The organism is Pseudomonas sp. BF-R-26, assembly GCF_019947395.1.
In the GTDB taxonomy this organism is placed as follows: Bacteria; Pseudomonadota; Gammaproteobacteria; order Pseudomonadales; family Pseudomonadaceae; genus Aquipseudomonas; species Aquipseudomonas farris.
Genome location: NZ_JAGYGK010000026.1, coordinates 55,093 through 67,942, shown reverse-complemented (window position 1 = coordinate 67,942; position 12,850 = coordinate 55,093). Strand labels below are relative to the sequence as shown.

Below are 12,850 nucleotides of genomic sequence, written 5' to 3'. Positions count from 1 at the left end.
GGAGATTATCGTGTAGGAGCTGGCGAAGCCTGCGATTTTTTGATCTTCGGCGGCCGCTGAAATGCCAAAGATCAAAAAATCGCAGGCTTCGCCAGCTCCTACGTTCTATACAACAGCCATCAAAACGACAACTAACTGTCAATTAGCTGAACCACTACACACTTCAATAACCGAACCCCGTTTAACCGGCCATTAAGTGCACTTTTACGATTGACTTCACCCGCCTCGCTCAGTAAATTGCCCGGGCCGGTAACAACGGCCTTTTATCAACTCACAAAAGAATTCAATGGACACAGTATCTAGCCGCTGTCGGATGACTGCAGATATGCAGGATCTGGCACATAACCCAGACAATGACGGGACTCGACTTTTCGGTCGGGTGAGCTGCGCTAGAGCCTGAGGCTCCACCGTAACTTGCCTCACCGGAATCAGTCCGGTCCGGAGGCATGTTATGAACTTCAAAACCACTGTAATGCCGGGCGTACGCGCCTTTGCATCGACCATGCGGGTCAAGCTTTACCGTGAGCGTCTGTTGACGACTCGGCCCAGCGCCTCGTTTTCCGCCCCTTCTGCCCACGCCAAGGCACAGCCTCGTGCCAACTGGCGCGTCTGCCCGACGACGGGCCGGCTTCAGCAACGCTGGAGCTTCGACGAAAGCCAGGACCCACCGAGTCGGCGCATCGCGCACCTCTTCCAGCAGGCGAGCCTGATGCTCGGCCTGTACCGGGGCGCGCACTTTCAATTGATTTGAAGGCACTTTTATTTTAAGGAGCTTTTGATTTTAAGGAGCTTCCAAAGTCCTTCCTGAACGGTTTTCTTAAACGAAATCCGACAACTTCCTGCTGCCTGTTAAAAACAAACGTTATTGGAGTTAGTTATGGACGAAGCCAGTAGTCGGTTCGCTGCCTGTCACGTGTTAGTTGATGGACAGCGAACGTTAAAACATCAAAACACAATCATCCGACTCGATCGCTTATTTGCGGCTCGACATACGTGCGCTCGTCTTTGATTAGCTGAGTACCTGTGTGTCGTGCCGCAAGACTGCGGCAGGAGCACAGCAATGACCCTTGTAAAAACCGCAAAGAAAACCACCCGGGGCACCTCCAGCGACAACGCCAAGCTGTCGATGCGTGCCGCCCGGGAAGCGCAAAACGGCCTGACCGTAACCCTCACCAACCTCAACGCCACCGCTGACGGTTTGACCGAACTCGAAGCTGAAGGCCGTTTGGCGCGTGGAGGCCACAACGAAGTCGCCCACGACAAGCCGCCTCACGCCATCGTCCAACTGCTCAAAGCCCTGAACAATCCCTTCATCTATGTACTGCTGACCCTGGCAGGCATCAGCTTTTTCACCGACTACTGGCTGCCGATCAGCCAGGGTCAAGGCGACGACGCCGACCTGACCAAGGTCATTATCATCATGACCATGGTCAGCCTGAGCAGCCTGCTGCGGTTCTGGCAGGAATACCGCTCGGCCAAGTCCGCCGAAACCCTCAAGGCCATGGTGCGCACCACCGCCACCGTCCTGCGTCGCCAGCAAAAGGACCGCTCGCCAGTGCTGCGCGAAGTACCGATGCGCGAACTGGTGGCCGGCGACATCGTGCAACTCAGCGCTGGCGACATGATCCCGGCGGACATCCGCCTGATCGAATCCCGCGACCTGTTCATCAGTCAGGCCGTACTGACCGGCGAAGCCTTGCCCGTCGAGAAGTACGACACGCTGGGGGACGTGGCGCAGAAGTCAGCGACCGGCAGCGCAGCCAATCAGTCCGACCTGCTCGACCTGCCGAACATCTGCTTCATGGGCACCAACGTGGTCAGCGGCACCGCCAAAGCAGTGGTGGTCGCTACCGGTTCGCGCACCTACTTCGGCTCACTGGCCAAAGCCATTGTCGGGTCACGGGTGCAAACCGCGTTCGACCGCGGGGTGAACAGCGTCAGCTGGTTGCTGATCCGTTTCATGCTGGTCATGGTGCCAATCGTGTTCCTGCTTAACGGCTTCTCCAAAGGTGACTGGAGCGATGCGTTCCTGTTTGCACTGGCAGTGGCGGTCGGCCTGACCCCGGAAATGCTGCCGATGATTGTCAGCGCCAACCTGGCCAAAGGCGCCATGGCCATGGCCAAGCGCAAAGTGGTGGTCAAGCGCCTTAATGCGATTCAGAACTTCGGTTCGATGGACGTGCTGTGCACCGACAAGACCGGCACTCTGACCCAGGACAAGATCATTCTTGAACACCATGTCGACATCAATGGCCAGCGCGACGATTCGCTGCTGGAACTGGCCTGGCTCAACAGCCACCACCAGAGCGGCCTGAAAAATCTGATGGACCAGGCGGTGGTGCAGTTCGCCAATCGCAATCCAACATTCCGCGTGCCGTTCGCCTACAGCAAGGTCGATGAACTGCCGTTCGACTTCGTGCGTCGGCGCCTGTCGATCATCGTCAAGGACAGCCGCGACGATCACCTCATGGTGTGCAAAGGCGCGGTCGAGGAAATGCTGAGCATCGCCAGCCACCTCCATGAAAACGGCACGGTCGTGGCACTGGATGATCAGCGTCGCCAGGCGCTGCTGGCCCTGGCCAACGAGTACAACCAGGACGGCTTCCGGGTGCTGTTGGTCGCTACCCGCGAGATCCCGAAGGCACAGACGAAAAACCAGTACGCAACCACTGACGAACGCGAACTGGTGATTCGCGGTTTCCTGACCTTCCTCGATCCACCGAAGGAAACCGCCGGCCCGGCGATTGCCGCGCTGCGTGATATGGGCGTGACTGTCAAAGTGCTGACCGGCGACAACGCCGTAGTGACCTGCAAGATCTGCCGCGAAGTCGGCCTGGAACCCGGCACACCGCTGCTCGGCCAAGACATCGAGAAGATGGACGATGCCACCCTCAAGGTGCGGGTCGAGGAGCGCACGGTGTTCGCCAAACTGACGCCACTGCAGAAATCCCGGGTGCTCAAGGCTTTGCAGGCCAACGGTCACACCGTGGGTTTCCTTGGTGACGGCATCAACGACGCCCCTGCCCTGCGCGATGCCGACGTCGGTATTTCGGTGGACAGCGGCACCGACATCGCCAAGGAATCGGCCGACATCATCCTCCTGGAAAAGAGCCTGATGGTGCTCGAAGAAGGTGTGCTCAAGGGCCGCGAGACCTTCGGCAATATCATGAAGTACCTGAACATGACCGCCAGTTCCAACTTCGGCAACGTGTTCTCGGTGCTGGTGGCCAGCGCGTTCATTCCGTTCCTGCCGATGCTGTCGATCCACTTGCTGCTGCAAAACCTCATGTACGACATCTCTCAGCTGGCGCTGCCGTGGGACAAGATGGACAAGGAATTCCTGCGCAAGCCGCGCAAGTGGGATGCGAAGAACATTGGCCGTTTCATGCTGTGGATCGGGCCTACCTCGTCGGTCTTCGACATCACCACCTTCGCAGTGATGTGGTACGTCTTCGCCGCCAACAGCGTGGAAATGCAGGGCCTGTTCCAGTCCGGCTGGTTCATTGAAGGGCTGCTGTCCCAGACCCTCGTGGTGCACATGCTGCGCACCCAGAAAATCCCGTTCTTCCAGAGTACAGCGGCGTTGCCGGTGATCCTGATGACCGGGCTGGTGATGGTGCTGGGCATCTACATTCCGTTCTCGCCACTGGGCACGCTGGTCGGTCTGCAACCGCTTCCGTGGGCGTACTTCCCATGGCTGGTCAGCACCTTGCTCAGCTACTGCGTGTTCGCGCAGATCATGAAAACCCTCTACATCCGTCGCTTCAAGCAATGGTTCTGATGGTGTAAGCCCCCGAAGCGAGGGGCAAACCCAAATGACTTGAACACCGCAATCCCTGTTGGAGCGGGCTTGCCCGCGAAGAGGGAGCATCAGTCAACATTTATGTCGCCTGGCACACCGCCTTCGCGGGCAAGCCCGCTCCCACAGATTTCGTGTTTACCGCACCATCCCTCCGGCTCTCAGGCCGTCAATAAATGCAGTACGTAAAAGGGAGAGTCCTCATGTCGGGAACTACTCTACTGATCAACCTCGCAGGCTCCATCGCCCTGTTGCTGTGGGGCACTCATATGATTTCTTCGGCGTTGTTGCGCGGCTTCGGCACGCCACTGCGTCAATGGCTGGGCCACAACCTGAATAACCGCTGGATGGCTTTGTTGTCCGGCATCGGCATCACCGGCGTCCTGCAAAGCAGCACCGCCGTCAGCCTGATGGCGACTTCGTTCACCGCTGCCGGGGCGCTGGGACTGGCTCCGGCACTGGCGGTGATGCTCGGCGCCAACATCGGTTCGACCCTGGTGGTGCAACTGCTCAGCGCCGATGTGTCGATGCTCACACCCATTGTTTTGTTGGCGGGCCTGATCGTCTTTCGGCTGCGTGATGACTCGCGCTACGAAAGCGTCGGTTGCGCGTTGATCGGCCTGGGGCTGATGCTGCTGGCCTTGCATATGCTCGGTTCGACACTCGCCGAAGTGGAAGGCACGCCGATCTTTCAGCTCATCATGCAGAGCCTCGATGGCGACCTGCTGATTGCGTTGCTGGTGGCGCTGATCCTCACCTGGCTCTGCCACTCCAGCGTGGCCGTGGTGCTGCTGATCATCTCGTTGGCCGCGACCGGCATGCTCTCGGCCAGCACGATTGTCGCGCTGGTATTGGGGGTGAACATCGGCGGTGCGCTGCCTTCGGTGATCAACGCCGGTTCGAGTGTCGGCCGACGCCTGCCGCTGGGCAATCTGCTGGTGCGGACGGTCGGTGCCCTGGCGGTCTTGCCGTTTGCCGGGTTGCTCGCTCAGGCGCCGCTCGCACCCTCGACGCTGGTGGTGTGCCTGCACACCGGTTTCAATCTGCTGCTGGGGTTGGTGTTCATCGGCCTGACCGACGTGCTCGCCAATGCCCTCACCCGATGGCTGCCGGCGCCTGAGCAGGATGTCGACCCTGGCATGCCGCACTACCTGGATGAGGCCGGTCTGGAAGTGGCCAACATCGGCTTGTCGAATGCCGCCCGCGAAGCCTTGCGCATGGCTGACATGCTCTCGGCCATGCTCGGCCGGATGCTCCAGCTGCTCCACACATCGCTACCGGCCTGCGCCGATGAAGTGCGGCGCATCGATCAATCCCTGGACCTGCTCAGCGCGGCGATTCGGGCTTATCTGGCCGACATCGGCAAGGAAGGTATCAGCGACAGCGATGCCGATCGCTCCCAGGAGATCCTCACGTTCGTGATCAACCTCGAACATGCCGCGGACATTCTTTCCAGCAGCCTCGCGCAATTGGCCATGCGCCGCTTGCGCCGAGATGAACAGTTCTCGGCCTTCGAATTGGGCAACATCGCCCCGCTGCACGACGCCGTGCTGGAGAGTTTGAGCCTGGCGATCACCGTGTTCCTGCGCGAAGACATCGCCACCGCGCACCAATTGATACAACGCAAAGAAACTGTCAGACGACTCGAAGCAGAAGCCAGCCGCGAGCACTTTCGCCAGTTGCAGGAAGACAAAAGTACCTGGGCTGAATCCGGCGATATTTTCCAGCGGGTGCTGCGTGATTACCGGCGTGTGCATCACCACATCGCCGCGCTGGCGTATCCGCTGCTCGAACGTGCCGGTGAGCGCTCGATCGAGAACATCGACCAGGCAAAGGAAAACCCGTCATGCGTCTGCTGATCTGTGCCGGGCGTTATTACGCCGATAAACGTCTGTGCCGACGAGTACTCGACGCCTTCCAGCGCATGCATCCGGTGCGTGTGCTGATTCATGGCGGCAATCGCTTTCTGGGCGGCGAAATTGAAGAGTGGGGCCGGGAACAAGGCGCCGACATCGTGCGCTACCCGCCCAATTGGCAGCGACACGGCAAGTCAGCCGAACGCCTGCGCAACCACTTCATGCTGCTCGACAGCCGACCGGACGTAGTGATCGCCCTGCCCGGCGGCGAAGACACCGAAGAACTGGTCGCCCAAGCCCGGGCGGCCGGTTTGCAAACCTTATCGGTCGGAGATCGGGGCTGATCCTGATGCCGATCAATCAAGCAACTTCAACCGCAACGCACCCGCTGTAGCAGCTGTCGAGCCTGCGAGGCTGCGTTCGGCTGCGAAGCAGTCGTGAATCCGGCTAACGCGGTCTGCCTGATACACCGCAATCTCTGATTTTACGACTGCTTCGCAGCCGAACGCAGCCTCGTAGGCTCGGCAGCTGCTACAGGGCGCCTGTGCATATATCTAATCGGCAGGGAACTCCTGAGCGCTGCCAGGCATCCTAAATTATGTGTTACTTCCTTTCGCTTTCGGAGGACGCCGTCATGCGCCGTCTGTTGCTCATATCTTCACTAGTGCTTTGTTTGCCCGTTGGTTCGGCCATGGCCGATGTAGATGCAAAAGATGTCGCCACTTCGGCCGGGGTCTCCGCATCGCTGTACTCGACGTTCAAGGATGACAAAATCGTGATTCCCGCACGGGATGATGCCTCTAGCTTCGTGGCGAGTGGCGGTACGATTCGCGGCGTTTATCTGGAGTCGGTGTTGAAGGAGATTCGACAAAATCATCCCGACCTCAAGGCAAGCGACGAGGACCTGGCCAAAGCGATCCTCGCCCAATAAGGTCCAATCGGTCGCTAAAACCTGTAAAAGTCAGCCGTGGGGCTCGCAACACTGGATAGTGTTCGGGCCCTAGGTTGCTTGCGCCCCAGCGGACAGGTGCGCCCAGCCGGCCACTAACTGTGCGCTGATGCTGACGCCACCACATACCACAATCACCACATCATGGGCCTCGGCAATCGCTGGATGGTCCAGGTACGCTACCGCCAATGAAACGCCGCACGCCGGCTCGACCAACTGACGCAGGTCGTTGGCGTAACGAACCACGCCCATGATCGCCTCATCATCGCTGAGCACCACGCATTCGTGGGCAAAGTCGAGGATGTGCTGCACCGGCCAGGCCGCCACTTGCGCCGCCCCGAGTGACGTAGCGACGGTATCGATGCGCGGCAATCTGACCGGGTGACCTGCACTCACGGCGGCTGCGAAAGACGCTGCGCCCTGGGTTTCGCAAGCAACGATTCGACAATCCATGCGCTGATGACGGATCAGACCAGTGAGCAGGCCCGCCAGCAAACCGCCGCCGCCCACCGACGTCACCAACACATCGACCTGAGGACAGTCCTCGAGGATTTCATCGACCATCGTGCTGTGCCCTTCCCACAGCACCGGATGATCGAAGGCTGGCACGTATTCAGTGTCCGCGCCCTTTGCGAGTTCTTTCGCCCGTTGATTGGCTTCGTCCCAGACCTTGCCATGGACGATCACCTCGGCACCGGTTTTCCTGATCCTGGCGCGGGTGGTTTCCGGGGTGGTTTTCGGCACCACGATGCAGGCTTTCAGCCCAAGGCTGGCGGCGGCGACGGCGGTGGCCAACCCGGCGTTCCCCCCGGAAGGACAAACCACTTTGCGCTTGCCTTGCTCCGCTGCCTGGCTGCACAGCAGGCCCATGCCGCGAAGTTTGAACGAGCCGCTGGGTTGCAGGTTTTCCAGCTTGAGCCAGATCCGCCGGGCCGGTGTCGACAGGCCTGGGTGCAGAATCAGGGGCGTTCTGATGTGAAGCATCGTGTGCTCCTGGTGACGCTCCCGGCTCGTCGAGATGCTCAACGAGCCGGGGGTGAGTAGATAGAATCATCCTTATCCAAAGCTTAGTTCACCCAGCCCCCCGGTTACCGTTTTAGCGATAACGCGGTGCCGCGTCGAATGACCGAACAACCGCGCAGGAGCTGCCGCAGGCTGCGATCTTTTGAGATTTTGAACTTTGAGCAATATTGATAGGGTCAAAATCAAAAGATCGCAGCCTTCGGCAGCTCCTACATGCCCTTTGCGAAGTCAGTCATGAAAATCTCGCCCAAACTCGCCTTTTTCACCCTCGTCAGCACCCTTGCCTACCTCGCGCTCGCGGTGTTCGGCATGGGCGGGTTGGCGGCTTTTTTCTCCCGCCCGCCGTTGGCGGTCATTGCGTTGGCAACCCTAGTGATGGCGGTCGTGTCTTTGTTCAGCGAAGGCAACCTGAGCTCCGGCGAACGTGAAGACCGGGCCAATCGCTGGGTGTTGCCAGTTTTTGGGGTGCTGGGATTGCTGAGTGGGTATCTGCCGGCCTACACCGACCGGATCGATTTCTGGACCTTCGGTGGTGAGGGCGTGCGTTGGCTCGGCGTGCTGTTGTTCATCGGCGGCGGCGCGCTGCGGATGTGGCCGGTGTTTGTACTGGGCAAACGCTTCAGCGGACTGGTGGCGATTCAACCGGGGCATCGCCTGGTCACCGGCGGGATTTATCGGACCTTGCGCAACCCCAGCTATCTGGGGCTGCTGATCAATGGCGTGGGCTGGGCGCTGGCCTTTCGTTCCGGGGTCGGGTTGCTGCTGGTGGCGCTAATGTTGATCCCGCTGATCGCTCGCATTCGCTCCGAAGAAGCGCTGTTACGCACGCAGTTTGGCAGTGAATACGAGGCTTATTGCAGCAGGACTTGGCGGTTGATCCCCGGGGTTTACTGACTCACATCAATCATTGTGGGAGCCGAGCTTGCTCGCGATGGGGCCGCTGCGGTCTGCCAAGGGATTTATGTTGTCTGTGTCGACGCCATCGCGGGCAAGCCCAGCTCCCACAGGGGACGCGGTCGATCAGAAAGAATGCAGGCAGATTCGGCCATCGGCGTCCGCACGGGCCTCGACCAAGTCGTAGCTGGCCAGGGTCGCATGCGGGGTCTGGAGCGGATGAACATGGGTCGCGGTGATGACCATGACGTGGCCGCCCGCCGCTTCACCAGCACGAATCCCCACGGCGGCGTCTTCGAAGATCAGGCACTCGGTGGGCTCGACCCCTAACCGACGAGCGGCCAGCCGATAGCCCGCAGGGTCGGGTTTACCGGCGCTGACGTCTTCGGCGGTGACCATCACGCCAGGTTCGGGAATGCCTGCCGCCGCCATTCGGCGCAGGGCCAACGCCCGTGGTGCGGAGGTGACGATGGCCCATTGATTGGCGGGCAGCGACTTCAGGAAACTCGCCGCGCCAGCCACCTCGACAACCCCTTCCACATCCTCGATTTCCGCCTCGGTGATCCACGCGGCTTCAGCTTCAGCATCTACCCCGGGCAAGGCCAGACGGGTAATGGTGTCGATGGCGCGAACGCCGTGGATGGTCGGCAGGAAGGTTTCGACATCGACCCCGTGGCGCAGGGCCCAGATGGTCCAGATCCGCTCGGCGGCAGCGATGGAATTGAGGACAGTTCCGTCCATATCGAACAGAAAGGCGCGGTACGAGGTGTTGAACACGGATGCTTGAACTGACAAAGGGCGATTTCCAGAACCAGGCGAATGTTGTCAGGCAATGTACATCACCCACGTAGGAGCTGCCGCAGGCTGCGATCTTTTGATTTTGCTTTTAAAAGCGAAGATCAAAAGATCGCAGCCTGCGGCAGCTCCTACAGGTGGCGGTTCGAATGCAAGGCGTTTTGCACGCAATCGAGCAACTGCCCCACCGCCCAAGGCTTCTTGATGAACGCAACCCGATGCTTGACCCCGGAGCTTTTCGGAGTTTCGAAGCCGGACATGATCATGATCGGTTTGTCCGGCCAACGGTCGCCGAACTGATTGGCCAGGTCTGCGCCATTGAGCTTGCCCGGCATGGTGATGTCCGTCAGCAACAGTCCTACCTCTGGCGCGTGCTGCTCCAGAAACTGCGACGCGGCGTCCGCGCTGACCTGTGGTTCAACCGCAAAGCCTTCCTCCTGAAGAATTTCGCACAGAAACTCCAGGATCAACGGGTCATCCTCAACCACAAGAATCAAACCGTCAGACAAGTGCCCGCCCGCCGTCGATACTGGACCCATGACCGTGCCACTCCCTGATTACGTAAATGATTTGCGCGGGCTCAAATCCGCCACCTACAGGTATGAGCAGCGGACTTCGCGGAAATTCATTTTTGATACAGCTGACTTGGGCATTCTCCGTCCAGGCTGACAAATACGACCGTTTGTCAGCGCATAATTGTGGTTAAAATGCCGCCCCCCCCATGCACGGCCGACTTTGCCCGATGAACCCAGATGCCCTCTCCGTCCTCCACGACCATTTGCTGACTGCGCTTGCGGCTGCACCCGCAGAAACCCGTCGGCTGTTCCACGGCCGTGGCCGCTGCTGGCCGGGGCTGGAGCAATTGACTGTCGACTGGCTGCAGGGCGTGGTGCTGGTCTCGCTGTTCAAGGAACCAGACGCTGCGCAGCTGGAGGATTTGAAGCGGTTGCTGTTGGAGATCACTCAGACGCCGGAGTGGACACAATCCGGCGCGCACACCTTGCTGCTGCAACATCGCTATCTGCTGCAAAGCACCACCGAATGGCTGCTCGGGGAGTCGATCGACGAGATGACGATCACCGAGGGCGGCCTGCATTATCGCGTGGACCTGGGCCGCAAACAGAACACCGGCCTGTTCCTCGACATGCGCTACGGCCGCGACTGGGTGCGGGCCAATGCTCAGGGCAAACGCGTGTTGAACCTGTTCGCCTACACCTGCGGCTTCTCGGTAGCGGCCATCGAGGGGGGCGCGTTGCATGTGGTCAATCTGGACATGTCCAGCCCGGCCCTGAGCCGTGGCCGCGACAACCACCGGCTGAACGGGCACGACCTGAGCAAGGTGACTTTTCTTGGTCACGACCTGTTCAAGTCCTGGGGCAAGGTGATCGGCAAGGGTCCATACGACCTGGTCATCATCGACCCGCCGTCCTTTCAGAAAGGCAGTTTTCTGCTGACCAAGGACTATCAGCGCGTGCTGCGCCGCCTGCCGGAACTGCTCAGCCCTCAGGGCACGGTACTGGCCTGCATGAACGATCCGGCGTTCGGTGCAGACTTTCTCATCGACGGCGTCACCCGCGAAGCGCCGAGCCTGCGGTTTGAGCAGCGGCTGGAGAATCCGCCGGAGTTTCCCGATGCCGATGTTGAGTGCGGGTTGAAGGCGTTGGTCTTCAGACAGGGGTAGTTGAAGATCAAAAGATCGCAGCCTGCGGCAGCTCCTACGGGGGTTGGGTACACCCATTACATTGAGGTTGCATACGGTCAATGTAGGAGCTGGCGAAGCCTGCGATCTTTTGATGTTGATTCCACGCGGCTGCAACACCAATGCAGGCCGGGAGGATTAGACTAATGGTACTTGAGTGCCAGCCCCCGGCTTCTTACGATGTTGATACGTGGCGGTTGGAGGTTTAAGCCGTTGCGTAGGTGGTGAGTGAACTGAACCCCAATAAGCTCACCACTTGTTTCATGCGCATCTTGAGCCTCCGGCTCTACTTCCTCCCCATCAAAGAGCTTCGAGGCTCTTTTTTTGTCTTTCAAAAAGCGTTGGCGCTGGCCGGTTGGCAGTGGTGAACATCCTGGGCCGCGTCGCTGCACCTGGATGCATCGAAAAGATCACGACCGATCACCCGCGCAGCCTCCAGATGAACCGTCGGCTCCTGAATTTCCGAGTCGAGCAGCAGCTCGGACGTCACAACGCTGGCACCGCAATAATCGAAGATCCCATGGTCGATCTGCGTCTTCATGGCGTCGGCATAACCGTGGCGTGCATAAGTTCCCGCGTCGGCGCCACCGACACCCACAAGGTGAACCCGCAGGTGGCGAAGCTTCTTCTCCAATTTGGCATCCGCACTGAAATCGAATGCCCAGCCGTTGGCGAACACCCGATCGATCCAGCCTTTGAGCAGCGCCGGCATCGACCACCAATAAACCGGATACACCAGCACCAGTGCATCGGCGCGATCGATCCTCGCCTGCTCGGCCGCAACATCGGCGGGAGGCGGTGCTTGCCGATGATGGACGGCGAGATCGGCCGCGCCGAACCTCGGATCGAACCCTTGCGCCCAGAGGTCTGCGATTTCGAAAGAGTTGTCTGGGTTGGCCCCGGATACACCTTCGGCGACGTTCCTCGCGAGGCTATGGGTGAGCGACTGAGGGTCATGGTGAGCCACAACGATGAGTGCATGCATGTCGAAGACTCCTGCTACGGAATGAGCGTTTGAGGGCTAGAAGCGAGCCTTATATACTCTTGGTAAGTTACGATCAGTAAGCTACTTTTGGTACATAAGCATGTCAAGCACCGAAATACCCGAACAGGATTCCAACCCGCAACCGCGCCGTCGGATGTCGCGGGAAGAGCGCCAGCGCCAGTTGCTGGATGTCGCCTGGCAGCTGGTTCGAGAGGAAGGCACGGAAGCCTTGACCTTGGGCCGGCTCGCCGAACAGGCGGGGGTGACCAAACCGGTGGTTTACGATCATTTCACCACCCGCCCCGGGTTGCTGGCGGCGCTTTATCAGGAGTTCGACGCGCGTCAGACCGCACTCATGGACGCCGCGCTTCAAACCAGTGAACCGACGCTGGCCAGCAAGGCAATGGTCATCGCGTCTTCATATGTCGACTGCGTCCTTCTTCAGGGCCGCGAGATACCCGGCGTGATCGCCGCATTGACCAGCTCGCCCGAGCTGGAAAAGATCAAGCGCGAGTACGAAGCGATCTTCATGGACAAGTGCCGCAACGCCCTCCTCCCTTTCGCCGGAACGGGTGAAATCGCGCCAGCGAGTCTGCGGGCGATGCTCGGTGCAGCCGAGGCGCTGTCCCATGCCGCCGCGACTGGCGAGATCACGCCCGTGCAGGCACAGGACGAACTGTTCGCAACGATCGTGGCGATGGTCGAAAGGAGCGCACGCACTGGAAGCAGCCTCAAAGACTGAACAGCGTTCAACGCCTGGCAAGCAACTTCAGCGTGAGACAAGCCCCGCCAGGACAGCAGCGTAATGCCACCTATACTAGAAGCCACCTTCCCCCCTGGGGGCCTGCGC

12 protein-coding genes are annotated in these 12,850 nt (G+C 59.8%); 8 read left to right on the top strand and 4 right to left on the bottom strand.

All coding sequences use genetic code 11. The features are described from left to right. Positions 1 to 451: 451 nt before the first annotated feature. The 5 genes from KGB18_RS28555 (at position 452) to KGB18_RS28535 (ending at position 6,586) form a co-directional block, all read left to right on the top strand. Positions 452 to 751 carry a hypothetical protein gene (locus KGB18_RS28555; protein ID WP_223570886.1) on the top strand — a complete coding sequence of 100 codons (300 nt, stop codon included), beginning with the start codon at positions 452 to 454 and terminating at the stop codon, positions 749 to 751. A gap of 309 nt (positions 752 to 1,060) precedes the next feature. Then, positions 1,061 to 3,781, top strand: coding sequence for a magnesium-translocating P-type ATPase (gene mgtA, locus KGB18_RS28550; protein ID WP_223570885.1), 2,721 nt, complete (start codon positions 1,061 to 1,063; stop codon positions 3,779 to 3,781). Between the two features lie 221 nt (positions 3,782 to 4,002). After that, a complete protein-coding gene (locus KGB18_RS28545) occupies positions 4,003 to 5,658 on the top strand; it encodes a Na/Pi cotransporter family protein (RefSeq protein ID WP_223570884.1) in 1,656 nt (551 codons plus the stop codon). Continuing rightward, positions 5,646 to 5,999 carry a DUF2493 domain-containing protein gene (locus KGB18_RS28540; RefSeq protein WP_123722234.1) on the top strand — a complete coding sequence of 118 codons (354 nt, stop codon included), beginning with the start codon at positions 5,646 to 5,648 and terminating at the stop codon, positions 5,997 to 5,999. Before KGB18_RS28545 ends, KGB18_RS28540 begins: the two co-directional genes overlap by 13 nt. Positions 6,000 to 6,289: 290 nt before the next feature. Further along, positions 6,290 to 6,586: a DUF2388 domain-containing protein gene (locus KGB18_RS28535; protein ID WP_008012177.1), complete on the top strand. Its 297-nt coding sequence runs from the start codon at positions 6,290 to 6,292 to the stop codon at positions 6,584 to 6,586. Positions 6,587 to 6,655: 69 nt separating this feature from the next. Here KGB18_RS28535 and KGB18_RS28530 read toward each other — a convergent pair whose 3' ends face one another. Further along, the gene (locus tag KGB18_RS28530) at positions 6,656 to 7,588 is read right to left on the bottom strand and encodes a pyridoxal-phosphate dependent enzyme (RefSeq protein WP_123722233.1); all 933 of its coding nucleotides are present in this window, start codon (positions 7,586 to 7,588) and stop codon (positions 6,656 to 6,658) included. Between the two features lie 273 nt (positions 7,589 to 7,861). Here KGB18_RS28530 and KGB18_RS28525 point away from each other — a divergent pair, with 273 nt between their 5' ends. Then, positions 7,862 to 8,521, top strand: a complete 660-nt coding sequence (locus KGB18_RS28525) for a methyltransferase family protein (RefSeq protein ID WP_123722232.1) — start codon at positions 7,862 to 7,864, stop codon at positions 8,519 to 8,521. A 126-nt stretch (positions 8,522 to 8,647) separates the two neighbouring features. Here KGB18_RS28525 and KGB18_RS28520 read toward each other — a convergent pair whose 3' ends face one another. Together KGB18_RS28520 and KGB18_RS28515 are read right to left on the bottom strand one after the other, a co-directional pair. Then, a complete protein-coding gene (locus KGB18_RS28520) occupies positions 8,648 to 9,316 on the bottom strand; it encodes an HAD-IA family hydrolase (protein WP_123722231.1) in 669 nt (222 codons plus the stop codon). A 131-nt stretch (positions 9,317 to 9,447) separates the two neighbouring features. Next, on the bottom strand, positions 9,448 to 9,855 hold the full coding sequence (locus KGB18_RS28515; protein WP_123722230.1) for a response regulator: 408 nt from the start codon (positions 9,853 to 9,855) through the stop codon (positions 9,448 to 9,450). A 203-nt stretch (positions 9,856 to 10,058) separates the two neighbouring features. Between KGB18_RS28515 and KGB18_RS28510 the strand changes: the two genes are divergently transcribed. Further along, the gene (locus tag KGB18_RS28510) at positions 10,059 to 10,997 is read left to right on the top strand and encodes a class I SAM-dependent methyltransferase (RefSeq protein ID WP_123722229.1); all 939 of its coding nucleotides are present in this window, start codon (positions 10,059 to 10,061) and stop codon (positions 10,995 to 10,997) included. 349 nt (positions 10,998 to 11,346) lie between these two features. On the opposite strand, the gene KGB18_RS28505 is transcribed toward KGB18_RS28510, so the two are convergent. Next, the gene (locus tag KGB18_RS28505; protein WP_223570883.1) at positions 11,347 to 12,000 is read right to left on the bottom strand and encodes an NAD(P)H-dependent oxidoreductase; all 654 of its coding nucleotides are present in this window, start codon (positions 11,998 to 12,000) and stop codon (positions 11,347 to 11,349) included. 100 nt (positions 12,001 to 12,100) lie between these two features. On the opposite strand from KGB18_RS28505, the gene KGB18_RS28500 reads away from it, so the two are divergent. Continuing rightward, positions 12,101 to 12,742, top strand: a complete 642-nt coding sequence (locus KGB18_RS28500) for a TetR/AcrR family transcriptional regulator (protein WP_223570882.1) — start codon at positions 12,101 to 12,103, stop codon at positions 12,740 to 12,742. Positions 12,743 to 12,850 lie beyond the last annotated feature (108 nt).

Bases quoted from the DNA above. Each gene is read 5' to 3' on its own strand.
- KGB18_RS28555 (WP_223570886.1), top strand. From the start codon at position 452: ATGAACTTCAAAACCACTGTAATGCCGGGCGTACGCGCCTTTGCATCG.
- mgtA (WP_223570885.1), top strand. From the start codon at position 1,061: ATGACCCTTGTAAAAACCGCAAAGAAAACCACCCGGGGCACCTCCAGC.
- KGB18_RS28545 (WP_223570884.1), top strand. From the start codon at position 4,003: ATGTCGGGAACTACTCTACTGATCAACCTCGCAGGCTCCATCGCCCTG.
- KGB18_RS28540 (WP_123722234.1), top strand. From the start codon at position 5,646: ATGCGTCTGCTGATCTGTGCCGGGCGTTATTACGCCGATAAACGTCTG.
- KGB18_RS28535 (WP_008012177.1), top strand. From the start codon at position 6,290: ATGCGCCGTCTGTTGCTCATATCTTCACTAGTGCTTTGTTTGCCCGTT.
- KGB18_RS28530 (WP_123722233.1), bottom strand. From the start codon at position 7,588: ATGCTTCACATCAGAACGCCCCTGATTCTGCACCCAGGCCTGTCGACA.
- KGB18_RS28525 (WP_123722232.1), top strand. From the start codon at position 7,862: ATGAAAATCTCGCCCAAACTCGCCTTTTTCACCCTCGTCAGCACCCTT.
- KGB18_RS28515 (WP_123722230.1), bottom strand. From the start codon at position 9,855: ATGGGTCCAGTATCGACGGCGGGCGGGCACTTGTCTGACGGTTTGATT.
- KGB18_RS28510 (WP_123722229.1), top strand. From the start codon at position 10,059: ATGAACCCAGATGCCCTCTCCGTCCTCCACGACCATTTGCTGACTGCG.
- KGB18_RS28505 (WP_223570883.1), bottom strand. From the start codon at position 12,000: ATGCATGCACTCATCGTTGTGGCTCACCATGACCCTCAGTCGCTCACC.
- KGB18_RS28500 (WP_223570882.1), top strand. From the start codon at position 12,101: ATGTCAAGCACCGAAATACCCGAACAGGATTCCAACCCGCAACCGCGC.